Source organism: Thermopolyspora sp. NPDC052614 (assembly GCF_040678635.1).
GTDB lineage: Bacteria > Actinomycetota > Actinomycetes > Streptosporangiales > Streptosporangiaceae > Thermopolyspora.
Genome location: NZ_JBFATZ010000006.1, coordinates 471,585 through 498,504 on the forward strand (window position 1 = coordinate 471,585; position 26,920 = coordinate 498,504).

Annotated in this window: 17 protein-coding genes and 1 tRNA gene; 16 read left to right on the top strand and 2 right to left on the bottom strand. The window is 71.8% G+C overall.

The annotated features are described in order from the left end of the window. The 9 genes from AB0K60_RS16570 to AB0K60_RS16610 all read left to right on the top strand — a co-directional run bounded on the left by AB0K60_RS16570 (position 1) and on the right by AB0K60_RS16610 (position 13,357). Complete coding sequence (locus tag AB0K60_RS16570; protein WP_364054673.1) at positions 1 to 1,002, top strand: glycosyltransferase family 2 protein; 1,002 nt, start codon at positions 1 to 3, stop codon at positions 1,000 to 1,002. Then, positions 999 to 2,312, top strand: coding sequence for a polysialyltransferase family glycosyltransferase (locus tag AB0K60_RS16575; RefSeq protein ID WP_364054676.1), 1,314 nt, complete (start codon positions 999 to 1,001; stop codon positions 2,310 to 2,312). Before AB0K60_RS16570 ends, AB0K60_RS16575 begins: the two co-directional genes overlap by 4 nt. Before the next feature lie 188 nt (positions 2,313 to 2,500). Next, positions 2,501 to 3,625, top strand: a complete 1,125-nt coding sequence (locus AB0K60_RS16580; RefSeq protein ID WP_364054679.1) for a hypothetical protein — start codon at positions 2,501 to 2,503, stop codon at positions 3,623 to 3,625. Further along, positions 3,622 to 4,518 (top strand): LuxR C-terminal-related transcriptional regulator, encoded by an 897-nt coding sequence (locus AB0K60_RS16585; protein ID WP_364054682.1) that lies wholly within the window; start codon positions 3,622 to 3,624, stop codon positions 4,516 to 4,518. Before AB0K60_RS16580 ends, AB0K60_RS16585 begins: the two co-directional genes overlap by 4 nt. A 114-nt stretch (positions 4,519 to 4,632) precedes the next feature. After that, positions 4,633 to 5,802 carry a DUF4407 domain-containing protein gene (locus tag AB0K60_RS16590; RefSeq protein ID WP_364054685.1) on the top strand — a complete coding sequence of 390 codons (1,170 nt, stop codon included), beginning with the start codon at positions 4,633 to 4,635 and terminating at the stop codon, positions 5,800 to 5,802. Next, entirely contained in the window at positions 5,792 to 8,278 is a 2,487-nt protein-coding gene (locus AB0K60_RS16595) for a hypothetical protein (protein WP_364054688.1), read from the top strand. Before AB0K60_RS16590 ends, AB0K60_RS16595 begins: the two co-directional genes overlap by 11 nt. Positions 8,279 to 8,296: 18 nt before the next feature. After that, positions 8,297 to 11,134 carry a hypothetical protein gene (locus AB0K60_RS16600; protein WP_364054691.1) on the top strand — a complete coding sequence of 946 codons (2,838 nt, stop codon included), beginning with the start codon at positions 8,297 to 8,299 and terminating at the stop codon, positions 11,132 to 11,134. Then, positions 11,134 to 12,258, top strand: a complete 1,125-nt coding sequence (locus AB0K60_RS16605) for a hypothetical protein (protein ID WP_364054694.1) — start codon at positions 11,134 to 11,136, stop codon at positions 12,256 to 12,258. Before AB0K60_RS16600 ends, AB0K60_RS16605 begins: the two co-directional genes overlap by 1 nt. A 217-nt stretch (positions 12,259 to 12,475) precedes the next feature. Then, complete coding sequence (locus AB0K60_RS16610) at positions 12,476 to 13,357, top strand: hypothetical protein (RefSeq protein WP_364054697.1); 882 nt, start codon at positions 12,476 to 12,478, stop codon at positions 13,355 to 13,357. Between the two features lie 22 nt (positions 13,358 to 13,379). On the opposite strand, the gene AB0K60_RS16615 is transcribed toward AB0K60_RS16610, so the two are convergent. Then, positions 13,380 to 15,563: a hypothetical protein gene (locus AB0K60_RS16615; RefSeq protein WP_364054699.1), complete on the bottom strand. Its 2,184-nt coding sequence runs from the start codon at positions 15,561 to 15,563 to the stop codon at positions 13,380 to 13,382. Positions 15,564 to 16,204: 641 nt separating this feature from the next. Here AB0K60_RS16615 and AB0K60_RS16620 point away from each other — a divergent pair. Continuing rightward, positions 16,205 to 16,275: transfer RNA gene (locus AB0K60_RS16620), tRNA-Ser, on the top strand. Positions 16,276 to 16,402: 127 nt separating this feature from the next. After that, entirely contained in the window at positions 16,403 to 17,986 is a 1,584-nt protein-coding gene (locus AB0K60_RS16625; RefSeq protein WP_364054701.1) for a TROVE domain-containing protein, read from the top strand. 184 nt (positions 17,987 to 18,170) lie between these two features. On the opposite strand, the gene AB0K60_RS16630 is transcribed toward AB0K60_RS16625, so the two are convergent. Further along, positions 18,171 to 18,893 (bottom strand): SRPBCC family protein, encoded by a 723-nt coding sequence (locus AB0K60_RS16630; protein WP_364054704.1) that lies wholly within the window; start codon positions 18,891 to 18,893, stop codon positions 18,171 to 18,173. A gap of 186 nt (positions 18,894 to 19,079) precedes the next feature. Here AB0K60_RS16630 and AB0K60_RS16635 point away from each other — a divergent pair, with 186 nt between their 5' ends. From AB0K60_RS16635 to AB0K60_RS16655, 5 genes are all read left to right on the top strand, one after another. Further along, positions 19,080 to 21,158 (top strand): hydantoinase/oxoprolinase family protein, encoded by a 2,079-nt coding sequence (locus AB0K60_RS16635; protein ID WP_364054707.1) that lies wholly within the window; start codon positions 19,080 to 19,082, stop codon positions 21,156 to 21,158. Continuing rightward, positions 21,155 to 23,053, top strand: coding sequence for a hydantoinase B/oxoprolinase family protein (locus AB0K60_RS16640; protein ID WP_364054710.1), 1,899 nt, complete (start codon positions 21,155 to 21,157; stop codon positions 23,051 to 23,053). The genes AB0K60_RS16635 and AB0K60_RS16640 overlap by 4 nt, the downstream gene beginning before the upstream one ends. Before the next feature lie 210 nt (positions 23,054 to 23,263). After that, entirely contained in the window at positions 23,264 to 24,025 is a 762-nt protein-coding gene (locus AB0K60_RS16645; protein ID WP_364054713.1) for an IclR family transcriptional regulator C-terminal domain-containing protein, read from the top strand. A 218-nt stretch (positions 24,026 to 24,243) separates the two neighbouring features. After that, positions 24,244 to 25,725, top strand: a complete 1,482-nt coding sequence (locus AB0K60_RS16650; protein WP_364054716.1) for a sugar ABC transporter ATP-binding protein — start codon at positions 24,244 to 24,246, stop codon at positions 25,723 to 25,725. A gap of 1 nt (position 25,726) precedes the next feature. After that, the gene (locus AB0K60_RS16655) at positions 25,727 to 26,746 is read left to right on the top strand and encodes an ABC transporter permease (protein ID WP_364054719.1); all 1,020 of its coding nucleotides are present in this window, start codon (positions 25,727 to 25,729) and stop codon (positions 26,744 to 26,746) included. Positions 26,747 to 26,920 lie beyond the last annotated feature (174 nt).

Genomic DNA, 26,920 nt, shown 5'->3' on the forward strand with positions numbered 1-26,920 from the left:
TTGATCACGCTGTCGGTGATCGTGCCGGTGCGGGACGCGGAGCCGTACATCGGGGACTGTCTGACCTCGCTGACCCGCAACGCGCGCCGCGACTTCGAGTTCGTGGTGGTGGACGACGGCTCCAAGGACGCCACCCCCGAGATCGTCGAGAGCTTCCGGGGGCCCGAGACGGGCCTGGCAGGGCCCGGCTCCGCCCTGCCGGGCCTCACCGTGCTGCGCAAGGACGCGCCGGTCGGCCTGGCCGACGCCCGCAACCTGGGGCTGTCGCTCGCCTCCGGCCGGTACGTCACCTTCCTCGACGGCGACGACTGGCTGGCCCCCGGCTACCTGGCCGAGCTCGTCGCCGCCATCGACGGGCTCGGCTGCGACTTCGTGCGCGTCGATCACGTGCAGGTGGAGGGCCGCAAACGCGTCGTGCACCGGGCTCCGCAGGCGCGACGCGGCGTGGTGCACGACCCCCGGGACGGCATCCTGCCCGCCCGTTCGAAGACGATGGTCGACTACCCGTACGCGTGGGCCGGGATCTACCGGCGTGACCTGGGCGACCTGCTGCGTTTCCCCGGCCGTCTGCACACCGCCGAGGACCGGCCGTGGATCTGGCGGCTGCACCGGCACGCGGCGAGCTACGCGGTGGTGTCCCTCGCCGGGGTGTTCTACCGCCGTCAGGTGCCCGGCTCGCTCACCCAGATCGGCGACGAGCGGCAGCTGCACTTCTTCGACGCCTTCGACATGGTGCTGACGGACCTGGCGGACGACCCGTCGTTCCTGCCGAAGGCGGCGCGCAGCCTGTGCGCGCTGCTCGCCCATCACCTGGAGCTGGCCGACCGCTTCACGCCCGAGCTGCGGGCCCGCTTCGAGGCGGCCGCCGCCCGGATCCTGCGCCGCGTCCCCGCCGACATGCTCGCCCGCACCCTGGACGAGCTGGAGCCGGAACGCGAGCAGGCGCTGCGCGAGGTGGTCCCCGACCTGCCCCGCCTCCGCCCGGCCCGGGAGACGCCGTGATCCAGCTCTGCTACACCTCCACCCTGTTCGGCGCGATGACGCTCGCCGCCGCGATCGACGCCGGTCGGCTCGGCCCGCGCCCGGAGCGCCGGATCCTGCTGGTGTCGAACAACGCCGCCATCCCGGAGATCACTTATGCGCTCGACGAGACGCCGGGCTTCGCGGCGCTGCGCGGGCGGTTCGACGAGATCCGGTCATGGAACGAGATCATCGCCCCGCTGCACCCGTCCGACTGGCGGGCCCGCATCATCGAGGTGCCGATGATCGGCCGCCTGCTGCGTTCCCATCTCGGGCTCGGCGACGCCCCGGACGAGCTGGTCGTCGAGTCGATCGCCGTCCCCCCGGCCCGGACGATCGCGGGGCTGCTGCGCGACTGCCCGATCACCGTGTACGCCGACGGCCTGATGAGCTACGGCCCCACCCGCGACCCGCTGCCCGCCGAGATCGCCGGTCGGATCACCCGCCTGCTCCACCTCGACCTGGTGCCGGGCCTGGTCCCGATGCTCCTCACCGAGTACGGCGTGCCGTCCGAGCCGATCCCTGACGACGCCTTCCGGGCGGTGATCGACCAGGTGGCGGGGGCCGTCCCGGCGGACGGTCCCGACGAGACGGCGGACGGCGGCGTCGCCATGATCCTCGGGCAGTACCTGTCCGCCCTCGACATCCTCACCGCCGCCGAGGAGGACGCGCTCCACGCCGACCTGCTGCGCGGCGTCCGGGCCCGCGGCCACGCCTCGGTGGTGTTCAAGCCCCACCCGGCCGCCGGTCGCGGCCACGCCCGGCGGGTCCGCCGCATGGCCGAGGAGCTGGGCGTACGGCTCACGATCGCGGCGGACACGACCCCGGCCGAGGTCTACTTCGCCGCGCTGCGTCCCGCCCTCGTCGCCGGGTGCTTCTCCACCGCCCTGGCCACGGCCGACCGCTGTTTCGGCCTGCCCACGGCCACCCTGGGCGGGGAGCTCATCCTGGATCGGCTGACGCCGTACGAGAACAGCAACCGCGTCCCGGCCACGATCGTGGACGCCACCGTGCCGCGCCTCGCCCCCGACGGCACCCTCACCGACCCGCCCCCGATCGACCTGCCGGACCTCGTGGCCGCCGTCGGCTACTGCATGCAGTCCGACGCCCACCCCGACCTGCGCGACCTGGCCGCCGCCTACGTCGAGGCGAACGGCCCGGAGCGCTACTTCAAACGCCGGCGCCTGTGGGCCCTGGACCTCATCCCGCCTCCCCCCGCGCCCCCGCCTCCCGCGCCGCAGTCCGCCGGCACCCTGTCCCGCCTGCGCCGCCGCCTCACCGCCCGCCCGTAACCGCCCCCGCGCGCCGACGCCCGCCGCCAAGTTTACGTTTCAAGCGATTATGGAATGAAACGTTTGACTTTGTGGGGGAAACAGCGTCGATGCTCGGCACGAACCGAATTCTACGGGGGGTCAGCCGGCCGCAGCGGGCTGCGCGGCATGACGAGCTGGCCGAGAAATACCGCTTCGCCGACAGGCGTATGGAGTGGCAATTCGCCAAAATCCTGCTGTTATACCGGGCGCTGCACGTCCTGCAGTGGTTCGGCACGGCGCCGGCCATGGTGCGCAGCCTCACCCCGGTCTGGGTGGGAATCGTCATCGTCGTCCTCGCCGGAGCGGAGACGGTCGCCCTCACGGCGCGGCTCATCCATCTGCGTGAGTACGGCGGCGCGCGGACCGCGCTCATGCAGGTGGGCACCGGCGTGGTGATGCTGGCGCTGGCCGCCGTCGCCGCGCCGCCCACGGACCGGACGAGCGTGCTCGCGCCCCTGGTCATCTGGACCACCGGGCAGATCAGCGGGGCGGCCCTGGCGAAGAGCCCGCCGGTGCTGATCGCCGGGACGGCCGCGATCTCCGCGACGTACATCGTCGCGATCGCGCTGGCGAATCCGGCGGATCTGCTGCGCTCGGAGACGATCATCGCGCTGAGCGGGTTCGTGGCGCTCGCCGTGCTCATCGAGCGGGGCACCTCGTTCCTGCGCCGGTCGGCGGCGGACCTGTCGGACCTGAGCAGGCGCGCGGCGGAGGAGCGCCATCACCGGGAGCTCACCGACGAGCTGCACAACCATTGGGCTCACATCGTGCACCGCGTGGCCGAGCACGACTGCGGCCGGGCGGGCGAGTTCGAGCACCTGCGCGGTCTGCTGTTCAAAGAGCACGCGCGGCTGCGGGCCTTCATCGACACCGGACGCCCGGCCGAGCGGCTGGGGCTGGTGGAGACCGTGCACCGCGAGATCCGCGACGCCGCCGAGCTGGGCCTGGTGGCGGAGCCGCTGCTGTCCCAGGCGTTCCGCGAACGCGACGGCGAGGTGCCGCAGGCCGTGCTGGACGCGCTCGAGAGCGCCCTGCGCGCGGTGCTGCTCAACGTCGTGACCCGGGCCCGCTGCGACCGGGCGTTCATCCGGGCCGACGTGGACGGCGACCTCGTCAGCATCGCCGTCCGCGACCTAGGGCCCGGCTTCCCGCCGGATGTGCGGCTGAACAGCCTGGCCAGGCATCGTGAACGACTGCGCGCCCTCGGCGGCGACCTGTGCGTCTCATCGTCGGAGCACGGCTCGACGGTGATCCTGAAGGTACGTCCGGACCAGGGAGGGGACCCGAGGTGAACGATCCGATTCGGGTGGCCGTGGTGGAGGATCACCATCTGACCCGGGAGGGCGCGGTCAGGCATCTGCAGGCCGACCCCCGGTTCACGGTGGTGGCCGAGGAGCGCAGCGCGACCGCGCTGCTGCGGTCACGAGCGATCTTCGACGTGTGCCTGCTCGACCTGCTGACCGACAGCCCGGCCGAGGACGTCATGCGCCTGCTGCGTAACTACCGAATCGTGGTGATCACCGCACGCGACGACTGGCAGACCAAGGTGGGCGCGTGGGCGCTGGGCGCGCACGCCGTGCTGTACAAGAGCGTGCACCCGAACGGAATCTCGGACGCCCTGGTGTTCACGCACCGCGCGCAGCCGTACCTTGAGCCGAATCTGGCGAACGCGCTCATCGACGCCGCACGCAGCGACTCGATCTCGCTCAGCGACACCCAGCTGCGGCTGCTGGACGAGATCGTCATGGGCCACCCCATCGAGATCGCGATCGACATCGTCGGCATCTCGGCCGACCGGTTCGCCGCCGAGGTCCTGGTCATCCGCGAGGAGTGCCGCCGCAACGGGCTGGACCGGCTCAACCTGCTCGGCATCGTGCCGCCCGTCGCCGAGCCTCACCAGGAGGTCGCCGAGCCGCACCAGGAGGTCGCCAAGAGGCTCACCAAGCAGCAGTTGAGGGTCCTGGACATGTACGCCGACGGGTACAGCCGCAAGGAGATCGCCGAAGCGTTCGGCGACCTGTCGGAAAAGACCATCACCAACCACATCGACAACGCGCTGGACCGGGTGGGCATCACCAACGCGTCCACCGAGCAGCGTCTGTTGTTCGCCCTGTACGTCACCGGCCGTCTGCGTTACCCGGAGCGCGTCGCGCCGATGCTGGCCAAGCTGAAAACCGAGAACTGACGGCCGCTTGGGGGCAACACCCCAAGCGGCGGGCCCCGGGTTGGGTTCCACGCCCGATGTTTCCCAAGACGTCCTCGCTCACGATGAAAGCGACGACGGGGATGGGGGGAGACCATGAAGGAGCGCGGGCAGCCTCGGGTCGGGCCGATCACACGAATCCTGCTTTGGTGCGGGGCCACGGATCCCCACGATCTCGCCTCGCGCACCGAGACGTACCGCTACAGCATGCTCGGGGTCTTCGTGCTGCTGGTGGCGCTGCTCGCCGGCGTCAGTTGCACGATATACATCACGATCATCAACGATGGCTTCCATCCGCTGATCGTGGTCGCCGCCGCGTTCTGGGCGGTGCTCATCTTCTCGCTGGATCGGTCCATCGTGAGCGAGCCCTCGTACGGCGCCGACACCCTGCCCGCCAAGGCGGGCCGCCTGACCTTCTTCGGGGCGCGGATCGCCGTCGCGATCCTCGTGGCCTGGCTCATCGGGGACGCGCTGGTGCTCACGATCTTCCGGCCGGAGATCACGCAGGAGATCGCCCACGTGCAGGAGGCCGAGGCGAACGCGGCGCGACAACGCGTCATAACAAGGCTGGAGTCCCGGCGCGGCGACGTGAAGGAGCAACTCGACGCCAATAAGAAGCTGCGCGACGACGCCAAGAAAGACGTTGAGAGATTCCGGGATGTGTATGTCGAGGAGCGCAAAGGCACGTCCGGCACCGGTCTGATCGGAAATGGCTCGGTAGCGAAGGCGAACAAGGACGACTACACAGAAGCCCAGAATCTATGGAAGACGATCAACAACTCGACAAAGAAGCAAGATAAGGAGCTGAACAAACAGATAACGACCCTCAACGAGCAGATCACCTCGTTGAAGAGCGGCGACGAGAAGGCGCTCGCGAAGTATCCGGAGCTCAAGGCGGAGATCGACGCCATCCGCGGCAACGACGGATGGCTCGCCCATCTGCGTGGGCTGTCGGCCTTCCTCGACAAGAACCGCGGCAACTGGGCGATCGTCTCGCTGCCCTGGCTGCTGCGCGGCCTGTTCGTGGCCATCGACCTGATGCCGTTGACGATGAAGGTCCTCAACCGGTGGACGCTCTACGGCCGCAGGCAGCGGGATCGGTTCAACCGGCTCGTCAACCGCGACAAGCTGCGCGGATACCTGGACCACGAACGCGACTGGCTCGAATACGACACCGCCAAGAGCCGCGAGACCTGGCGCCACTCCTGGCGCATCGACCACATGCAGGGTCCCGGAGGAACGAATGGAGCAGGACATGGCCGATGACTACGCCGAGCTGGAGCGGCTGCGGTCGTATGGCGAGAAGGTGCTGCGGCGGCTGCGTGACCGACCGGCCGACGTTCCAGCACACATCCGGGTCGCGCGGGAGGAGACCGAGCGGATCGCCGCGGAACTCGTCGAACGCAGCAAGGAACGCCAGAGTTTCGGGTTCGTCGGCGATTTCAACGCGGGCAAGTCGCGCCTGCTGGCCCGGGTGCTGCGGATGCCGGAGCTGCTCAAGGTCTCCGGCGCGCCGACCACCGGCAACGTGACGGCGGTGCGGGTGCTGCCGGTCCCGTACGGCGAAGCCCCCCGGGTGACGGCCGCCTGGATCGGCTTCCTGTCCCTGGACGCCGTCGCCGAGTGCGCCGCCTTCGTGATGGCGAAACTGGAGGCGGTGGTGAGGGAATGCCGCCTGCCGTACCCGATCAGTGGTTTGCGCAACTACAACCCGATCAACGATGGCTGGGAGCGGCTGGAGGAGTTCGCACGCCCGCTGTGGCGTGACCCGCACGCCAACGCCGAGGTCCGCGCCCACGTGTACGAGCTGCTCAAGCTGCGCGACGCGGTGGCCCGGGGCTCGCGCCTGCTCCCCGCGTCCGACCCCGGCCCGCAGCACGCGGTGGATCCCGCCCTGCCCGAGCGGGCCGTCGAGATCGGCGGTTCCCGCGACATCCCGGCCGACTTCCCCGAACGGCGGTTCGTCGCGCCGCTGCCCGCGGACGCCGACCTGACCGCCGAGACGCTGCGCGAGGTCTTCCCCCTGGTCCGGCGGGTCACCTACCAGGTGGAGATGCCCGAGCGGCTGTGGGACCTGTCCGCCGTCCGCGACCCTCGCGGCATCGAGCTGTGCGACCACCCGGGGCTCAACACCCTGGGCGGGGCCAGGGACGAGTTCCTCAGCCGGCGTGAGCTGCGCCGCATCACGAGCATCGCCGTGGTGGTCAACGCCCGGCAGGCCGAGACGGTCGGCCCGGCGCGGCTGCGCGGGCTGCTTGAGGGCGGACGCCGGTCGCGCGAGCTGCTCCGGGACTCCCTGCTGGTGGTCGGAAACCACTTCGACGTGATCGAACCGATCCCCGTCGGCTCCCCGGTCGCGCTCGCCGCCCTGCGCGAGCGCAGCGAGGAGCTGGCCTCGCTGCTGCGCGCGGCCGGCGAACTCAGCGGCGGGCACCCGGAGCGGACGGTGCTGACCTGCGCGGTGTTCCACCAGAATCCCGAGACGCGGGAACGGGCCGAGCGGTGGCGGCCGGTGGCGGCCGCGCTGCACGCGCACGCGGCCGGGGACGCGGACGCGCCCGAGCACGGGATCGCCCGCGCGCTCGCCGCCTACGCCGACGACGGCGGCATCGAGTCGCTGCGGCGGCGGATCGCCGCGCATCTGGGCGAGCACGGCGTACGCATCCTGGTGGGCGAGTGCCGCGCGCTGCGACGCGACCTGCGCGACCGGCTGGAACGCCTGCACCGGCTGGAGACCGGCGGGTCCTCGGCCGACAGGGACGAGGAGCGCCTCGCCCACGTGGTCCGCGAGCTGACCCGGGCGTCGTCGGCGATGCGCGAGCAGATCATGCGGCTGGGCGACCCCGCGGTGCTCACCCTGCCGGACGGGCGGCCCCTGCTCGACCACGTACGCCACGCCGCCATCAACGACGTCTACCTCTGGGAGCAGTGGGCGAAGACGCTCCGGCGCAGCGTCAACGGCACCATCGGGCCCCGCGCCGCCGGCGGCTTCCGGTTCCCCGGCATCACCGACGACGACCCCGACGACGATGCCGACGACACCACCGACGGCCTGCGCGAGCCGTACCTGAACGGTCTCGCCGAGGTCCATCAGGAGGCGTTCAAGCTGCTCGCCGAGGCCGTGGACCGGTGGGTGGCCGAGTGCGAGGAGGCGGTGCGGGCCGCCCGCGAACTGCTGGAGGATCCCCGCACCCGCGGCCTGCTCGAAGATCGGCTCGCCCTGCTCGACCCCCGCGACGGCGGCGCGCGGCGCCTGCTGCTCCTGGGCTACCTGACCAATCCGCGCCAGTGGGTGCCCGGCGCGCTGCGCGAGTCGATCGAGGCGGCCGGCGGCGGCGACCTCATCCCGGACGAGCACCACTTCCCGCTGGCCGCCGGGCACGCGCTGCCCTGGCACCCGGCCTTCGGCCGGCACGCCGAGGCCCAGGAGCAGACCGCGGCGCGCAGGCACCAGAGCCGCCTGTTCCAGCTCCGCAGGGACCTCGCCAACGCCATGACCTACACCGTGCAGAGCAGGGTCGCCCGCGTGCTCTCCGACCTGCACGGCCGCCTCGCCGCCGCGGTGGACCACCTGGACCGCAAGGTGCCGACGCCCGGCGATCTCGGGCGCATCCGCGCGCCCCGGCCCGACGCGGGCGCCGTCTCGGACGGCTACGGCGACCTGCTCGACGAGGACGAGCACATGAACACGGGCGGCGGCCGTCACGGCACGTCCTTCGGCATAGGCGGACCCGGTTTCTGACGATCGTTAAGGAGAGGCATGCACCAGACACCCGAGCCGACCAGAAGGACGCCGCTGCGCCCGCCGCTGGACGGCGCCGAGAGGCTCTACACGCTGTCCATCGATCTCGGCACGTCGGCCGCCACCGCGACGCTGTTCCACGACCGCCGGCGTCCCCTGCGCAGCATGGATCCCGGCCGGTCCGCGGAGGCCCACCGCCGCATGGCCGAACTGCTGAGGCTGAGCTGGCCGAACGAATCCGTGAAGCGGACGCTGGTCGAGGGCGTCAACGACCGGCTGTCCCGCGAAGGGGTCACGACCGGTCCCTTCGCCGACTGCGCCGAGCTGGCCGCGCATCTGGAGAAGCAGGCCACGTCGGCGTCCGACGCCCCGCGCGGCGCCCTGCTCGACGCGGTGTCCTGGGAGCTGGAGAACCTGCCCCTGGAGGGCGACCTGGGCGATTGGCTGATCCCCCGCCTGCACGAGGTGCACGACCAGGCGTTCCGGGTTCCGCCGCTGTCCTCGCTGAAGCTGGATCGGGTGGCGCTCACCCTCAGCCCCAAAAGGTCGGAGGAGATCCCGAGCGTGCTCGCCGTGCCGCCGGAGCGGGATGAGGGGCCGCTGCTGGTGGATCCGCTGGAGTACGACGGAGACGCCCGGCTGTGCCGGGGGCTCAAGCGCAGGCTGATCGCGCCCGAGCGGCTCCCTGACGATCTCGACGTACGGCGGGACGGCTGGGCGCGGGACAGCGACCTCCTCCTCGCCGCCGCCTACGCCGACCTGGCCAGGAGGGTCGAGGAGTACGCGGACGCAATCCCCGACGCGCAGATCGCCGGACGGCGCGTGGAGCAGGTGGTGGTCACCTACCCCACGACCACGCCCGCCGGGGCCCGCCACCGGCTGCGCGAGCTCGTGGCGGACGCGCTCGGCCTGCGCTCCCCGCTCGATGCGCACATCGACTACGACGAGGCCGTCGCCGCCGCCCTGTTCTTCCTGATGCGCGACTTCGGCGGCGACGCGCAGGCCGGCATCGAGGCGTTCCGCGCACGCTGCCGCCCGGTGCCGGGCAAGCGGATGTGGCACCAGCACCTGCTGGTCATCGACATCGGCGGCGGCACCACCGACATCGCCCTGCTCCTGCTGGAGCTGCACGATCTCACCCGCCCGGTGCCCGGCCTGGACCCGCTGGTCCAGGGACGCCACTACCTGCTGCGTCCGCGGGTCCTCGGCTCCACCGGTCACCCCCAGCTCGGCGGCGACCTGCTCACGCTGAAGATCTTCTACTGGCTCAAGGCACTGATCGTGGACGCGCTGGACGCGCCGCCGGCCGGAAACGGCGGGCGTCACCTGGGCCTGCGCCCCCGCTTCACGGACCTGATCCTCGGCAACGCCGACCCGTCTCCCGCGCCTCCCGCGGTCGCGCAGGCGCTGCGGGACCTGCTGCCCACGCACGCCGGGGCGGGCGGGCAGGCGGCCTTCGACCTGCTGTGGACCGAGGCGGAGAAGGCCAAGCACCAGCTCGGCCGCGGCGACGCCTGGGAGCTGCCGGCCTCCCGGCTCAGCGACCTGGCCGGGGCGCTTCCCCAGAAGTTCGACCGCCGTGACAACGTCGGCAAGCTGAAGCCGGAGCAGGTACGCCTCGATCAGGAGGGTTTCGCCAGGCTCGCCGCTCCGATCATCGGGACGGCCGTCGCGCTCGCGGCCGACCTGACGCGGTCGAGGCTGGGAACCTCGACCGGTGAGGTGCTCGACTGCATCGCCCTGTCGGGCAAGTCCTGCGAGATGGCGATCGTCAAGGACACCGTGCTCAGGCGTTTCTCCGCCGAGCTCAACGTCGACGACGGCACGGCGCGCCCGATCGTCTGGAATCCGGCCGCGCTGATCGTGGAGACCGACTACGCCAAGCCCGCCACCTCCATCGGCGCCTGCTGGGCGCAGAGCCTGCGTGACAACAGCGCCGTGGACCGCGATCAGGCGCTCGACATGGGACGGCTCGCCAAGGGCGAGGACGTGCTGGACATCGAGATCGACAATCTGCTGTTGACCGTGCCCGGCGGCTTCGACCTGGTGGACAACGACTCCGTCGCCACCGAGCTCATCGGTTCCGGCGCGGAGTTCGACATCGGCGACCGGCACGGACGGCTGCGGGCCCGCAGCCGCTGGATGCCGTTGCGCCCGGACATCCGCGTGCACCGCAGGATCGAGGGCGGCGAGTCCATCGAATGGGGGCGCTTCCGCTACCAGAGCCGGATCGGCGACCTCGACCCCGCCGTGCGTGACGTGTACTTCCAGTTCGAGATCGACCAGGAGCTCAACCCCACCATCCTGCTGCGCCACGGCACGCAGAGCCATCTGATCGTGGACGGCGCGACGGACGGCATGTCCCTGGGACCCGACATGCTGCGCGACATCGTCGGCCGGGGGCTGTCGGTGCACGTCATGGACGCCGACGGCGAGGCGGTGCCGGTGTTCGGCAGGCTGGACCCCGATCCGGAGGTCGCTTTCCCGCACATGTTCTATGAGCTGGTCATGGAGGCGCCGTCGGTCCGCGGCGTGGTGTCCGCCACGGCGCTGCCCCTCGCGCCCGCGGGCGGCTACCGGTTCGTGGCGATCGGCGCGGACGGCGAGCGCATCGACCTCGGCTCCGTCGCGGCGCCGTACCCGGAAGAGAGCCACCGGGTCCGGCACACGCTGCGGCACTGGGCCACGCTGGACGAGACCGGCCGGTTGCGTGTGGTGGCCGGGTATCCGGACTACCTGCCCGCGACGAGCGTCGAGGTGCTGCACGGTGTGACCGGCTCGGTTTACGCGGCCCGGATGGACGAAGGCCTGCCGAACTGGCGCCCGTCCTGGGATCCGTTCACCGGGGAGCACTGATGGCCACCGACCCGCTGCTCGACGCGCTCGACACCCTTCTGGACGCCCCCCGGTCGGAGCTCGGCAGGTTCACCCGTAACGCGCTGGCCCGGTTGACGGCCAACCTCTCGCTTCGGATCTACCGCTACGGCGGAGAGGACGAATCCGTGCTGCGCGCGGCCAAGGTCCTCCGCGACGAGCTCGATGCCCGCCTCCTCCGCGCACGGCCCGGCACGCCGCCTTCCGACTCGGACACGCCGCCCGCGCCCGACCAGGCCGAGACGCCCGTACCCGACCTGACCGAGACGTCCGCGCCCGACGAAGCCGAGGCACCCGCGCCCGACCAGGCCGAGGTGCCCGCGTGGCTCGCCGAGCTGACCGGCAGGCTGCTCGACGACAAGGCCTCGGCCCGATGGCTCGACGAGGGGCCGACCGCCCCCGGCGATCCGGCATGGGCGGCCGCCGCCCTGCTGCGGCTGCCGGCCGAGGAGGCCGAACGCCGACGGGAGGAGGTCAAGCGGCTGGCTCCGGAGTCGGCGGACGAGCTCCGCGCTCCGGAAGGCATCCGGGACGACGTCGCGCAGGCGCTCGGCCCCGAAGCGCTCGACCATTATCGAAACGTGGCCTTGGTGATCAGCGACGTGCTCAACGCCGTCGAACTCGACCGGAACCTGTGTACGTCGGCTCTGCCCGGCCCGAGCGCCCGGTCCCTGGCGGACGAACAGGCGCGCAAGGAGTATCACGACAAGGTGGTGGGGTGGCTGAAGAGCCTGGCCGCGTCCAAGGACGCCGCCGACACGATCGACTGGCTGGTACGCGTCGACGAGGCGGTGCGCTCGGTGTTCCCGCGCCCGCTGCCCGCCCCCACCAGTTGGTGGAGGCAACTGGGCGATCGCTCGTTCGACGCCCTGCACCGGTACGTCAAGCGCGCGGCGCCCGAGGCGGAGGTCGGACTGGTCCAGGAGGGCCCGTACGGCGAGGGCGAGGCGGGCAGGCGGGCTCCCAAGGAGGAGCGGAACATCGGCATCGACGAGGGCTCCGCCCGGCGCGGCCAGATCCTCTGGTGCCTGCGGGCCTGGTACGAGTACGCCAACCCCGCCGGTCCGCCCAGGATCCGCGGTGCCCGGGTTCTCTACGGCCGATGAGCAACCCGGTGAACAACCCGGGTGAGCACCAAGGTGAAACCGCCGGTACATTCGACGAGGTATTCGTCCCCAGCGATCACGGCAGCGCTCCGGCGGGCGCCGGACGCGTAATCCGGGAAGTCCGGGAAGTCCGGGAAGTCCGGAAAGCCCGGGAAGGGCACCCCGGTCACCCTCCTCCGCGCCGTACACCCGTCCCACCCCCACCCGCGAGGCCCTCATGAGCGTCACCTCCCCCGCCATGCCGCACGCGCGCCTCGCCGCCGCGGTCTGCCTTGTGGCGGGGTTCGGGGTGATGGCCGTCGCCTCACTCGTCGGGCGCTTCCCCGAGCCGGGGATGTGGCGGTACTGGAGCGGCACCGTGGGCGACCTGATCCTGCTGCCCGCGGTGATCTACGGGCTCACCAGGGCCGTCACGCTCCTGCCGGATCCGGGCCGGTCGCGGTCGAGGTGGCTCGTCGCCGCGGCGGGCGGCGCGGCGGGGGCCGCCGCCCAGGCGTCCTGGCTGCTCGATCCCGCCCCGAGGGTGAACTGGATGCTGGTCCGGGCGCACACCTTCTCCTGGATCGGGTGGTATCACGCGATCTTCCTGTGTGTCGTGGCCGCCTACATCGCGGGGGTCACCTGGGAACTGCTCCGGCGTACCAGGGCGGCGCCACCGCCGCCTTGGATGCTGGGCGGGAACGGCTGCGCGCTGGTGTTGTCGGCCGCCGCGATGTTCGTCCTCACGGCGGTGGCCGACTCCCTTCCTTCGGCGGCGACCGCCAGTTCGCTGGCCACCATGGCGGCCATCGCGCTCGCGCCCGTGGCGATGCTGGCCGCGTCCGCCGCCCTGCTCGGCCGCAGCGCCCGAGGGCTCCTCGGCCCCCTGGCGGTGGCCGTGGCGACCTCGGTGGCGGCCGTGTGCGTGGTCCGCGGGTTCCAGCAGCACTCGCTCCTTCCCACCGTCGCCCTGATATGCGGGGTGGTCGTCGCCCTTGCCCTCCGCCCTCGGGGACCTTTCCTGCGTTCGACGGACCTGCGCATGCTCGCAGGCGGCAGCGTGACCGCGGCCCTGGTCAGCGCCGCCGGCGTCCTGCAGACTGCGATCTCTCCGGCTTGACGACCGCCTTCACGCATCGCCCTCACGCATCGCCCTCGCGGGCGGTGACTCCGGCGGCGCGGATCCGGCGTTCCAGGCACTCCTGGAGCAGGCGCAGCCGCCATCCCTTGGGATGCCGGTCGGGGAACCGTCCGCGCAGACGCGCCACCGTCCTCAGCTCGGCGGGGCCCAGTTCGGCGAGCGGGCGGGCGAGCATCCGCTCCGCGCCACGGGAGAAGGGACCGTGCACCTCGACGCCCGCGGAGGTGTGGATCGCGAGGTACTCCCCGCCCGGCGAGCTCCACACCGACCACACATGGGCCTTGGGCGACGACGGTACGCGTGGCTCGTCGATCTCGGTGAGCGTGGCCGTGTCGAAGAAGCGCACTGTGCCACGGTCCGCCACGGCCATCCTGTCCCCGCCGTCGTAGCGGGCGAGGCTCGCCCGGGGGCCCGGGCTCACCATGCCGCGCGGCCGGAACGCGGTGCGGTCGCGGCGGGTGACGCGCACGGGCGTCCGGCGGGCGTCGAAGGCCCACTCCTGCAGCATCAGCTCGCCCCCCGGCCGGTGGGCGACGACGATCAGGCGGCCGTCCCCCGGGAACGCGACATGAAACGGGCACGCGCCCGACCACCACATCTCGACGTCCAACGGGATCGTGGCCAGCGCCCGGCCCGTACGGCTCGCGAGCACGACGTCCCTGTCACCGAGCAGGGCCAGCCGTCCGGTGCGCCGTTCCGCGGCCACCGAGTGGAAGGCGTACGCGGTCGCAAGCCCGGATACGTCGATCTCACGGAGGATCTGGTTGCCGAACAGCAGACGGTTGCCCTGGGCGACCGCGACGAAGCCGGGCCCGTTCGGGGCCGCCCCCAGCAGGTGGCCACCGCCCTTGACGGGGGGCCAGTCGGGGGACGGCAGGGGCGTCCCGTCCGGCATCGCGTACATCCGGACGACGACGCCGTCGCGAAGGTCCTTGAAGCCGTCGAGGAGGATCAGGCGCGTGCCGCCCGCGCTGAACGTGCCGAGCGTCTCCCGCAGGCCCGGGTCGGGGATGACCAGCGGGTTCCAGGTCGGCGGCGGCTCGGTCAGCAGGTCGAACAGCTCGTCGTCGGGCGGCGGCGGACGCCAATCGCGGATGCGCCGCACGGCCTCCAGCCCTTCCTCGAACGGGAGCCGGGGAAACATCCGCCAGATCTCCTCCCACTCCCCGAGGGTCGCCAGGCGGTCGACCGCGGCGGCGCGCTCGGCCACGGTCCACCGCTTCGGGCCGCCGGTCACCGCCGTCAGGAGTGCGATCTCCCCGGTACGGAGCATCGCCCGCCGCAGCAGGGCACGCCGGGCGGGTGACAGGACGGGGTAGCGGGCGGCGAGCAGGGAGCCGTCCGGATCCGACTCGCGATACCGCTCACCCTGGCCCGCGGACAGCAGCACCAGGGCGCGCTCAACCGGGTCGGCGGGGATGAGGTCGCGCCGGACGCAGCCGACGGCGGCCCGCTCCCGCACATGCTCCGGCGTCCCCGGGGCCAGCACGGCGGCCAGCAGCCGGGCCGGCTTGGCGAGGCCGAGCACGATCATGCTCTGCCGGTGGGCGGACCAGAGCAGGGTGCCCGCGGGTGAGATCGACGAGTAATGTTCGGGCGCGGGATTCGCCGGAACGCTGAGCCGCTCGGTCAAGGTCACCGGGGGGTCGTCGCCGCCGAGCCAGGTCACCCACGCCCAGGCGAGCGCGGCCTCGGAGAGCGGCGCGGGGTTGGCGATCAGCGGGTCCACCAGCTCGGGACGCCTTCCGGCGGCGGCGTAACGCCACAGAATGTCCAGTGCAGTGCCGGTGGCCGTCTCGCAGACTCTCCCGGCATTGGCGCGGACCGTCTCGTCCGGGTCGTCGAGGCACGCCACGACCCGGTCGCCGATCGCTCCGACCGGTCCCTCGGCCAGCCGCCCGTGCAGGCCCAGCGTGATCACGGCGTCGCCGTACCCGGGCGCCACCGCGCCCGTCTCGAGCACCACGGCGCGCAGCCGCTCGTCCCGGTGGCGCACCCACCGCGCGGCGACCCAGCCCAGCAGTGGGTCGCGGTCGCCGCGACCGCGACGCGATCGCGCCACCTCAAGCACGGCCTCCAGCGCCTCCGCGTCGCCCGCCTCGGCCAGGTCGCACAACGCGCGACGGGCGAAACCGCCCCAGGCGCGACGAGCCACCGCCCTGAGCCATCTCACCCGTCGCCGCACGTCGCCCGCGCCTCCTCCCCGCCCTCGCCCCCGCCCTCGCGACCGGGCCCGACCGGCCGGGCGCCGCGGGGTACGCGCGTCGGCGCGGTTGCCGACGTCACAGGCGACCGGAGCGCGGTCGTGGCGGCGCCGGTACAGAGGATCTTGACATGCGGTCGGGTGATTTGTCCCGGCGACGAGGGAGGCAATCGATTCCGGTCGGCGCCAAAAAAATCAGATGAGCCACGACCGAGCGATATGTATGGTTGTCATCAGCCTCAGGTGCGAAGGCTCCGGTTACTTCTTTTACACTCAGGGAGAAAGCAAACCGGCGCCGCTCCGAACTCTGAGGCGTCCGACAATCGAATAAACTCTTCCCGGTGCGAAGGCAGCGGATACTTCGGCTACAGATGGTCGCGGGTTCAAATCCCGCCCATCCGTCAGCGGGCGGTAGCTCAGCGTGGATAGAGCGTCTGTCTAAAAAAGCCCGCCGCCGACCCCGACCTCGGGAAGAGGCATAACAGAATACGCACCTCCCGGTGCGCGGACAGCGGTTACTTCGGGGTTCGATTCCGCGCAGGCCCACCACACGGGCCTGGTGCCCGATGGACGGGCGTCCGCCGTCACTTCGATCTCGGGAGGGGATGCCACCATGGGAGACCGCCCGGTGCGCAGGCGAGGCCTACTTCTCACTGGTAATGAGATGTTATCGGTTCGAATCCGGTCACGGGCTCTCCTGCCCGTGTAGCTCAATGGCAGAGCAGCGGCTTCACCGCTTCGACCTCGGGCGTTCTTCCATGGGCGGGGGCCTCCTCTCGACCATTTCCACTACGACCGGCAGAAGGGGGGCTTCGTCAGTCATGGCAAAGTTCAACAAGCTTTTCAAGCGGGCATCGGTGTCCAGCCCTGTCACGACCGAAACGGTCGCGTCCGGCCGCACCCATGAGGGCGCCCCCGGCTACGCGCGCGACGTCAAGAGCGAGCTTTTCCTGCTGGCGGTGTCGAACATGGTCGGCGAGGACACCTTTTACGAGAAGGCACGGGACCGCGACGAGCGCTTCCGCCGCCTGGTCCACCAGGTGGCCGTGGAGGACGTCGAGTGGCTCGCCGACTTCCTCCCGTGGCTGCGCGGCACCGCGAACATGCGCACCGCGCCGATCGTCGCCGCCCTCGAGGCGGTCGCGGCCCGGCTCACCGCCGGCCTGAACGGCGCGAACCGCCGGCTCGTGGCGTCCGTCCTGCAGCGCGCCGACGAGCCGGGCGAGGCCCTGGCGTACTGGACGGCGAACCACGGCCGCGCCCTGCCCAAGCCGATCAAGCGCGGCGTCGCGGACGCGGTCCGCCGCCTCTACACCGAGCGCTCGCTCGCCAAGTACGACGGCGACACCCGCGGCTTCCGCTTCGGCGACGTGATCGACCTGGTCCACCCGGCCCCGGCCCCCGACAAGCCGTGGCAGGGCGAGCTGTTCGAGCACGCCCTCGACCGCCGCCACGAGCGCGACAAGCCCGTCCCGGAGCGCCTGCGCGTCCTGCGCGAGCGCGCGTCCCTGATGGCGCTGCCGCGCGAGTCCCGCCGCGCGGCCCTCGCCGACGTGGACCGGCTCACCCGCGCCGGCATCACCTGGGAGGCCCTCGCCGGCTGGCTCCAGAGCCCGATGGACGCCGAGGCGTGGACCGCGGTCATCCCGTCGATGGGCTACATGGCGCTTCTCCGCAACCTGCGCAACTTCGACCAGGCAGGCGTCCCGGACGAAGTGGCCGAGCGGATCGCGGCCAAGCTCGCCGACCCCGACGAGGTGGCACGCTCGCGCCAGCTCCCGTTCCGCTTCTACTCGGCCTTCCGCACCGCCCCGTCGCCGCGGTGGGGACACGCACTGGACAGGGCACTGACCCTGGCGACCGGCAACCTGCCGGCGTTCAAGGGCCGCACCCTGGTCCTGGTCGACACCTCGGCGTCGATGTCCACCGGCACGGTCTCGGCGCGCTCGACGGTCACGCCGGTGCAGGCCGCCGCCCTGTTCGGCGTCGCCCTGGCGGCCCGCGGCGCGAGCGTGGACCTGTACGGCTTCGCCGACGGCGTCTTCGCGCACCGCATCCGCACGGGCGCCTCGGTGCTGAAGGAGATCGACCGGTTCTGCAAGCGCATCGGCGAGGTGGGCCACGGCACCCAGATCGCCGACTCGCTCCGCCGCACGTACAACAACCACGACCGCGTCGTCATCATGTCCGACATGCAGACCATGACCGGCTACTACAACCGCGAGGTCACCGACGCGGTCCCGGCCCACATCCCGATCTACGGCTACAACCTCGTCGGCTACCGCCACGCGGCGATGCCGACCGGCTCGCGCAACCGCCACGAGTTCGGCGGCTTCTCCGACGCCTCGTTCCGCCTGATCCCCCTGCTGGAGGCGGGCGCGAACGCGACGTGGCCGTGGCTGTGACCACGATCGCCGACACAGGACGTGCCCGATAGGTCGTGGCCGTGGCAGCGCCACGACCAGGTCGCAGGCGGCCCGGGAAGGGCGGCACCTGCCATGCGGGAGTGGGAGGGGGTGATCCCCTCCCACTCCCTTCTGCTTACCACCGCAGGGCGTGAACACGTCACAGGCCGTCGCGGTCCGGGGGTTACCTGCCGGCCCACCAGATGATGACGCCGATGAGTACGGCGAGGGCCGCGACCAGGGGGATTGCGCGTTTCGCGACGCTGCCGCGGGCCAGCGCGAGCAGGTCGAGGGCCTCGGCCTCCGAGGCGGGTGAGGCGGAGGCGGGTGCGCCGTCGAGGCGGCGCGGGCCGTCCGGGGCCGGGTCGGGGGTTTGGGGGGTTTCGGCGGTTTGGCCGGGGGTTGGGGCGGCGGCCGCCACCGGAGCCGGGGCGTCGGCGGCGCTGAGGCTGCTGGCGAGGCTGTCGGCGAGGTTGGCGGCGAGGTTGGCGGCGAAGCGGTCGAGGATCTTGTTTCCGATCTCGGCGATCATGCCGCGGCCGAACTGGGCGGGGCGGCCGGTGATGGCGAGGTCGGTGACGAGGGTGCAGGTGGTCCGACCGGGGGCGGACTCGTGGAGGGCGGCGGTCACCTGGGCGCGGGCGGTGCCGTTGCCCTTGACGTCGGTGCCCGCGGCGTCGATGACGACGCGATGCGCGGCGTCGTCGCGTTCGGTGAACCGGGCGGTGCCCTTGTAGTTGAGGAGCACGGGGCCGAGTTTCACCTTCACCGCGCCCGCGACGGTGTCGCCGTCGAAGGAGGTCAGGGTGGCGCCCGGGAAGCAGGGCGCGATTCGTGAGACGTCGAGCAGCACCTCCCAGGCGCGGCTCACCTCGGTGGGGATGGTGAATTCCTGCTCCAGTTTCATGCGTTTCTCCCGGTGCCGGCGACGGCCGCGACGCGGTCCGCTCATCAGATATGACATCCGCTCAGCGGATCGCCTGATGCTGAAGGTCCGTGGTGAGAGGCCCGTTGACATCGTGCTGAGCCTGTAGCTACCGTCCTCTCAGTGGATATCATGTCCGCCTAGCGGACAAGAGTCAATAGGAGAGCCGTGGCCGGTACGTTGCGCGTCTCGGTGGACACCGGAGGCACGTTCACCGACGTGATCGGGATCGACGGGGTGAGCGGCGCCGTTCACGTCGTCAAGACACCAAGTGATCGAGAGGACCCCAGCCGGGCGCTGCTCACCGGCGTCGGCAAGGTCCTCACCCTCGCCGGATCCGACTTCGACGCTGTCGAGATGGTCGTGCACGGCACGACGACGGCGACCAACGCCGTCCTGGAACACGAATTCGAAGGCATCGGCCTGCTCGTCACCGAGGGGTTCCGCCATCTGCTGGAGATCGCCCGGCAGTCGGTCCCCGACGGGTACGGCAACAGCTTCTTCTGGGTGAAGCCGCCGCGGATCGTCCCGCTGCACCTGGTCCGCGAGGTGCCCGAACGACTCACCTACGACGGCCGCGTGCACCGCCCGCTCGACGAGGAGGCGGTGCTCCGCGCCGCCGACGACCTGGTCGCCCGCGGGGTCACCCGGCTCGGCGTGTGCCTGCTGCACTCCTACGCCAACCCGGTGCACGAGCGGCGCATCGGCGAGTTGCTCGCCGAGGCCCACCCCGACCTGTTCGTCTCGCTGTCCAGCACGGTCCTGCCCGAGTACCGCGAGTACGAGCGCGCCATGACGACCCTGCTCGACGCCATGGTCAAGCCGTACTGCCGGACCTATCTGGATCGCGCCCACCGGCGGCTACGGGAACGGTCCGGCGACCTGCCGTTCCTGATCATGCAGTCGAACGGCGGCGTGGTCAGCGCCCGCGCCGCCGGGGACAAGCCCGTCACCATGCTGCTGTCGGGCCCGGCCGGCGGCGTGCTCGGCGCGATCGAGGCGGCGCGGGCCGCCGAGCTCCGCGACATCATCACCCTCGACGTGGGCGGCACCTCCACCGACGTCGCCCTCATCGAGGACCTCACCGTACGGCTCACCAATGAGATGGTGATCGAGAACTATCCGGTGAAGGTCCCGATGATCGACATCGCGACCGTGGGCACCGGCGGCGGCTCGCTCGCCTGGGTCGGTCCCAACGGCGCGCTCAAGGTCGGGCCGAAGAGCGCGGGCGCGGTGCCCGGGCCGATCTGCTACGGGCGGGGCGGCGACCGGCCGACCGTGACCGACGCGGCCGTCATCCTCGGCCGGCTCCCCACCGCGCTCGTCGGCGGCGACCTCGCGCTCGACGTCGACTCCGCGCGGGCGGCGTTCGAGGAATTCGGCTCGAACTGGAGGCTGAGCGCCGAGGAGGCGGCGGCCGGCGTGCTCGAGGTCGCCGTCGCCGGGCAGGTCGCCGGGATCCGGCAGGTGTCCACGCTGAAGGGACGCGACCCCGGCGGGTACACGCTGGTCGCGTTCGGCGGCGCGGGTCCGCTGCTCGCCGCCGAGGTCGCCGACTTCCTCGGCATGCGGACCGTGCTCGTGCCGCCCAACCCGGGCAACCTGTCGGCGTTCGGCCTCCAGGTGACCGACGTCAAGCGCGACTACGTGCGCACCTTCGTCCAGCTCGTGCCGGGCGCGGAGAAGGCCCGCGCCCAGGTCGCCGGCGCGGTCGCGGACGTCTGGGCCGAGCTGGAGGAGGCGGGCCGCAAGGAGCTCGCCGACGAGGGGGTCAAGGCGGCCCGCGTGGAGGTGGTGCGCGGCGCCGACGTCCGGTACGTCGGTGAGGGCTACGAGGTCTCGATCACGCTGCCGTCCGGCCCGTCCGGCGCCGAGGCGCTCGACGCGGTCGCGGCGGCGTTCCACGCCGAGCACCACCGGGTCTACGGCTTCTCCTACGAGGGGCGGCAGGACATAGAGATCGTGAACCTGCGGGTGCAGGCGATCGGCCAGCTGCACCGTCCCGCGTTCGCCTCGATCCCCGCCGCGCAGGGCGCGCCCGAGGCGGCCTCGCGCCGCCCGGTGTACTGGCGCGGCGAGGGCCGGCGGGAGTGCGAGGTGTACCGCAGGGACGCCCTCGGCTCGGGCGCCGTCGTCCAGGGGCCCTGCGTCGTCGAGGAGTACGGCGCGACGACGGTGGTGCCCGACGACTGGTCGGCGACGGTGGACGGGTTCGGCAATCTGATCATGAGAAGGCGGTCGGCATGACATCCCCCCTTGGACCCATCGAACTCGAGGTCATCACCGGAACGATCCGCTCGGCCGAGGTGGAGATCGAGGCGGCGGTGGAGCGGGCGGCCCGCTCCCCCATGATCCGCGACCAGCACGACTACCGGGTGGGCCTGTACGACGCGCGCGGCCGCAAGCTCACAGGCCGCTCGTACGGCTCGCTGGTGGAGCCGATCTTCGAGTTCTTCGGCGACGACATCAACCCGGGCGACGTGTTCTTCTGGAACGATCCGTACAACAGCGCGGGCTCCTGCGGCCACATCCCCGACCTGTGCACCACGGTGCCGATCTTCTACGGCGAGCGCCTGCTCGGCTTCGCCCAGGTGTTCGGGCACCACGACGACGTGGGCGGGTGCGTGCCGGGCAGCCTGCCGGTCCAGGTGCGCGACCAGTGGGGCGAGGGCCTGGTGGTGCCGCCGATCCGGCTCTACCACAAGGGCGTGCTCGACGAGCAGGCGTTCCGGATCATCGAGCGGAACTCCCGGCTCCCCGAGCATCTGCGCGGCGACCTGGACTCGGAGATCGGCGCCTGCCGGCTCGGCTCGCGCCGGCTGATCGAGCTCGCCGACCGGTACGGCGTGGAGGCGCTGGAGGGCGCGTTCGACGCGATCATCGAGAACTGCGCGGCGACGATCCGGTCCGAGCTGCTCCCCAAGATCGAAGACGGCGTGTACACGTTCGAGGACTACATCGAGTGCGACGGGTTCACCCGGAAGCTGTACGCGCTGCGCCTGACCATGACCAAGACCCCCGAGAAGATCATCCTCGATTTCACCGGCACCGATCCGGAGGCCGAGGGCCCGATCAACTGGGCGATCGACTACTGCGAGGGGCGTTTCGTCCGCAAGTGGATGGGGCCGGTGCTGCGGTGCCTCGCCGACTCGCCGGAGCGCGCCGCCGAGATCGACATCAACGAGGGCGTGCTCGACGTCATCGACGTGGTGTTCCCGGAGAAGGGCACGCTGGTCACCCCGCACTTCGGCCGCCCCACCGGTCTGCGGTTCTTCATCCTGATCCGGTCGCTGGGCGTGTTCGCCGGGGCGCTCGCCAAGGCGACGGGGGGCCGGATGCCCGCCGACCACGAGACGATCCGCATCTGGGGCCTGCACAGCCGGGAGGCGGACGGACGGCTGAGCCTGTTCCGCGAGGTGCTCGGCGGCGGCGGCCCGGGACGGCCGTGGGCCGACGGCAGCGACGTGGTGCACATCGTGCCGAACTCCCGCAACCTGCCCGCCGAGTTCTCCGAGCAGCGCTACCCGGTCATGGTCGAACGGCTCGCGCTGCGCACCGACTCCGCGGGCGCGGGCCGCCGCCGCGGCGGGTTCGGCTACGACAAGCGGGTCAGGGTGCTGCGCGACTCGATGCTGCTGTCCAACGCCGACCGCTCCGAGCTCTCCCCCTACGGCGTCAACGGCGGCCTCGCCGGCCGGCCGTACGGGGTCTCGATCGAGGACGCCGACGGGAACGTGCGCTCGCTGCCCGGCATGGTGGACGACGTGCCGGTGCGGGCCGGCGACGTGGTGCGGCTGTGGACCTCCGGCGGGGGCGGCTGGGGCGACCCGCTGGAGCGGGAGCCCGAGCTGGTCGCCTACGACGTGCGCTGCGGCCTGGTGACCAGGCAGGCCGCCGAGGCCGACTACGGGGTGATCCTCACCCCGGACGCCGGCGACGCGGACGCCACGGTCGACGTCGAGGCCACCGAGCGGCTGCGGGAGCGGCGGCGGCGGGACCGGGAGTCGCTGCCGATGTTCGACCGCGGCGAGTACTACCGGAAGGTGCGCAGCGACGGCGGGCTGGTCTGGCCGGAGGGGTGGAGCGACCCCGACGACTGGTCCGCGGCGCCGGCGGAGGCCGCGTCGACCGCCGCGACATGACCCGAGGGCGTTTCGCCGAGGCGGCACGGGGCCGGATGGTTCGGTCCCGTGCGCTGCCGCCGGGTGCGTACAATCACAAACGCTTGCCGGCCGCGGGATCGCGCGGCCGGGTTCCGGTGCCGGGGAAGTGGGGGAACCGTGACGCGACGCCGCAGTTCGGACGCGGGAGCGTCGTCGTCTGCGTCGCGCGCGAAGCCGAGGCTGCAGGGGGTGTCCCGCGCGCTGCGGGTGATGGAACTGCTCGCCCGGCGCCCGATGCGCGCCTCGGAGGCCGCCGAGGCGCTGGGCATGTCCTGGGCCACCCTGCACCGCACCCTCACCCAGCTCGAAGAGGACGAGTTCCTGGAGCGCGACGCGGGCGGGGTGTTCCGCATCGGCAAGCGCACCTGGCTGCTCGGCTCGACGTACCTGGTCGGGCACCGCCTGCTGGACCTGGCGATGCCGATGCTCTCCCGGGCCTCCCAGGACGCGCCGTTCGCGGTGTTCCAGCTCGTGGAGCGCAGCGAGGGCATGGCGGTCGTGCTGTACTCGCACGAGGCGCAGTCCGGTGAGATCATCACCCGGACCACGTACGGTTACCACTTCCCGCTGCACACCGGGTCCAAGGGGCACGTGCTGCTCGCGTACGCGCCCGAGGAGTTCATCGAGGACTACCTGAGCGGGAGCCTGGTGAGCCTCACGCCGAGCACGGTGACCGACCCCGACCGGTTGCGGGAGATCCTCGCGACCGTGCGCCGGCAGGGGTTCGCGCGCACCGTGGGCGATGTGCAGACGTTCACCGGGTCGGTGTCGGCGCCGGTGTTCGACGCCGACGGCCAAGTGGTCGCGGCGGTGTGCGCGGTGGTGTCGCGGACGCATCTGGACGAGGGTCCGCACGAGGCCGTCGTGGTCGACACCGTGCTGCGGCTGACGCAGGCGCTGTCGCTGGGGCTCGGCTGGCAGCCGATGCGCAACGCCGCGCCGCGTTCCTGAAAGGCGGGCGTCCCGCCGCCTCTTCCCGGCCGTTGTCGGGCCACGTCCGCGGTGCGGCGGCGTGGCCTGGGGTAACGGCGTTTCGTGCTGCCCTCGTACCAGGGACGGCCGGTTTCGGGCGGATCATATTTCACCCTTGACACCGCACGAATCCGGCCCAAGACTTCACATCACCGTCAGACGAACATCGTATCCGCTAGGCGAACATTGAGGATGTCATGACCGCCACGCTGGAACTGCGCAACGTCGAGAAGTCCTACACCAGTGTGCGCGCCCTCAAGAACGTGTCACTCGCCGCCCATCCCGGCCGCGTGCACGCGTTGCTGGGCGAGAACGGGGCCGGCAAGTCGACGCTCATCAAGATCGCCTCCGGAGCGGTGCGGCCCGACGCCGGGACCGTCCTGCTGGACGGCGTCCCGATGCAGCTCACCCCCCGCAGCGCCAAGGCGGCGGGCATCCGCGTACTCCACCAGGAACGCCAGATCGCGCTCACCCGCACCGTCGCCGACAACGTGCTGCTCGACGGCCCCACACCGGGGCGGTTCGGCCTCGTCACCGCCCGCGCGACGGCCCGGGAGGCCGCGGAACGGCTCGCCCGGGTCGGCGCCGACCTCGACCCCCACGCCCCCGCGTGGACGCTGACGGTCGCCCAGATGCAGGTGCTGGAGCTCGCCCGCGCGGTCTGCGCCGAGGCCAAGTGCGTGATCATGGACGAGCCGACCGCGAGCCTGCACCGCGCCGAGATCGAGCAGCTGTTCCGCGTGGTACGGCAGATCCGCGACAGCGGCATCGCCGTCATCTACATCAGCCACCACCTCGACGAGGTGATGGAGCTCGCCGACGACTACACCGTGCTGCGCGACGGCGCCAAGGTCGCCGAAGGGCTCGTCGCCGACGTCACCCCGGCCGCCCTCGTCGGCCACATGTTCGGCGACGAGGTCTCGCTGCGCCGCGAGGACGTGCACGAGGGCGACACCTCCCCGGGCGACGTCGCCGTCGAGTTCGACCGGGTGGGCTTCGGCGGCGCGGTGCGCTCGGTGAGTTTCACCGCGCGGCGCGGCGAGGTGCTCGCCGTCACCGGCGCGGTCGGCTGCGGCAGCCGCGAGGTGGCCCTGCTCGCCGCCGGGGCGCTCACCCCGACCTCGGGGACCGTGCGCGTGCACGGCGGGCCGCGCCGCGGGCGCCGCGCCGCCACCGCGGCCGGCGTCGCCTTCCTGCCCGCCGACCGGAAGCGGGAGGGGCTGATGCTCGACCGTTCCATCGTCGAGAACGCCCTGCTCGCGGAGAACGGCCTCACCCGTGCCCCGTTCTACCACCCGGGGCACGCCGTCAAGCGGGCCGAGAGCGCCTGCCGCAGGCTCGCGGTGAAGATGGCCGACGTCCGCGGCCCGGTCGGGGCGCTCAGCGGCGGAAATCAGCAGAAAGTCGTCCTCGCCCGGTGGTTCGAGGTGGACAGCGACGTGCTCATCCTCGACGAGCCGACCGCCGGAGTGGACATCCCATCGAAATTCGAAATCTACCGGCTACTTCGACGGTGCGCGGCCGAGGGCCGGGCGGTGGTGCTGTTCTCGACCGAGTATCAGGAGATCCGCTGTGTCGCCGACCGCGTCCTGGTGATGCGCGACGGCCGGATCGTCGGAGAGATCGACGGCGAGCACGCCACCGAGCACCGGATCTTCGAGCTGGAGCTGGGGGCCTGACATGGACACCACATCGACCACGACCCGCCGCGCGGGGACCGCCTCGGCGCGCCGGGTCGTCACCCCCGCCGTACGGGAGCACCTGTATGTCTACGTGCCGCTGATCGCCATCCTGGTCGGCCTGTGCGCCATCGCCGCGGCGAACAACGACGCCTTCCTGTCCACGGGGAACATCGAGCGCATGCTCGTGGCGAGCGCGGTGCTCGGCATCCTCGCCGTCGGGCAGACGTTCCTGCTCGTGGGCGGCCAACTCGACCTGTCGGTCGGCAGTCTCGTCTCGGTCGGGAGCGTGATCACCGCCAAGCTCGTGCTGGGGAACGTTCCATCGGCGCTCGTCCTGATCATCCCCATCGTGGTCGGGGCGGTCGTCGGCGTGATCTGGGGGCTGCTCGTCTCCCTGCTCAACGTGCCCCCGTTCATCCTCACCCTGGGCGGGCTCGCCGTCTTCTCGTCGATCGCCCTCACGCTGGCCGACAGCACCCCGATCTCGGTGCCGGACGGGCTCGACTGGATGCAGGGCGACGTGCTTCCCGGGCTGCGCGGGCCGGTGCTCATCTGGCTGCTCTGCCTCGTCGCGGGCGGCGTGCTGCTGCACTTCACCCGCTTCGGGCGCAACGTGTTCGCCCTCGGCGCCAACGAGGAGGCCGCCTTCCTGTCCGGCGTCGCCACCACCCGCACCAAGATTGTGATCTTCGTGATGAACGGCGCGCTCTGCGGGCTCGCCTCCGTCGTGATCACCGGCCGGGTGAGCGCGGGCGACCCGCGCGCCGGGGTCGGCCTGGAGCTCATGGTGATCGCCGCCATCGTGCTCGGCGGCGCCTCGCTCGCCGGCGGCCGCGGCTCGATGCTCGGCAGCCTCCTCGGCGTGCTCGTGCTCGGCGTCGTCACCAGCGCGCTCACCTTCCTGAACGTGCCCGACTCCTACGACCAGTTCGTGTTCGGCGCGATCCTCATCGCCGCCGTCTCCGTCACCGCCGTCGCCGAGTACCGGCGGCGACGCCGGGTCCGCCTCCGCGCCTGACGCCGGGACGCGCCCACACCTCAAGATTCACGCGTCAGGACCAACACCTCTGGCCCACACCTCTGACCCACACCTCAAACCCACTCCGTCACCACCCCTCGCCGTACCCAAAACCAGCGGGACCGCCACCCGGCCCAAGATCGCCCCCCGTTCAACGCGCCGCCGCCCCACGGC

What these genes read in the sequence shown, in the direction of transcription:
- AB0K60_RS16650 (WP_364054716.1), top strand. Translation starts at nt 24,244, where the DNA reads ATGACCGCCACGCTGGAACTGCGCAACGTCGAGAAGTCCTACACCAGT.
- AB0K60_RS16610 (WP_364054697.1), top strand. Translation starts at nt 12,476, where the DNA reads ATGAGCGTCACCTCCCCCGCCATGCCGCACGCGCGCCTCGCCGCCGCG.
- AB0K60_RS16595 (WP_364054688.1), top strand. Translation starts at nt 5,792, where the DNA reads ATGGCCGATGACTACGCCGAGCTGGAGCGGCTGCGGTCGTATGGCGAG.
- AB0K60_RS16655 (WP_364054719.1), top strand. Translation starts at nt 25,727, where the DNA reads ATGGACACCACATCGACCACGACCCGCCGCGCGGGGACCGCCTCGGCG.
- AB0K60_RS16590 (WP_364054685.1), top strand. Translation starts at nt 4,633, where the DNA reads ATGAAGGAGCGCGGGCAGCCTCGGGTCGGGCCGATCACACGAATCCTG.
- AB0K60_RS16630 (WP_364054704.1), bottom strand. Translation starts at nt 18,893, where the DNA reads ATGAAACTGGAGCAGGAATTCACCATCCCCACCGAGGTGAGCCGCGCC.
- AB0K60_RS16605 (WP_364054694.1), top strand. Translation starts at nt 11,134, where the DNA reads ATGGCCACCGACCCGCTGCTCGACGCGCTCGACACCCTTCTGGACGCC.
- AB0K60_RS16600 (WP_364054691.1), top strand. Translation starts at nt 8,297, where the DNA reads ATGCACCAGACACCCGAGCCGACCAGAAGGACGCCGCTGCGCCCGCCG.
- AB0K60_RS16640 (WP_364054710.1), top strand. Translation starts at nt 21,155, where the DNA reads ATGACATCCCCCCTTGGACCCATCGAACTCGAGGTCATCACCGGAACG.
- AB0K60_RS16625 (WP_364054701.1), top strand. Translation starts at nt 16,403, where the DNA reads ATGGCAAAGTTCAACAAGCTTTTCAAGCGGGCATCGGTGTCCAGCCCT.
- AB0K60_RS16580 (WP_364054679.1), top strand. Translation starts at nt 2,501, where the DNA reads ATGGAGTGGCAATTCGCCAAAATCCTGCTGTTATACCGGGCGCTGCAC.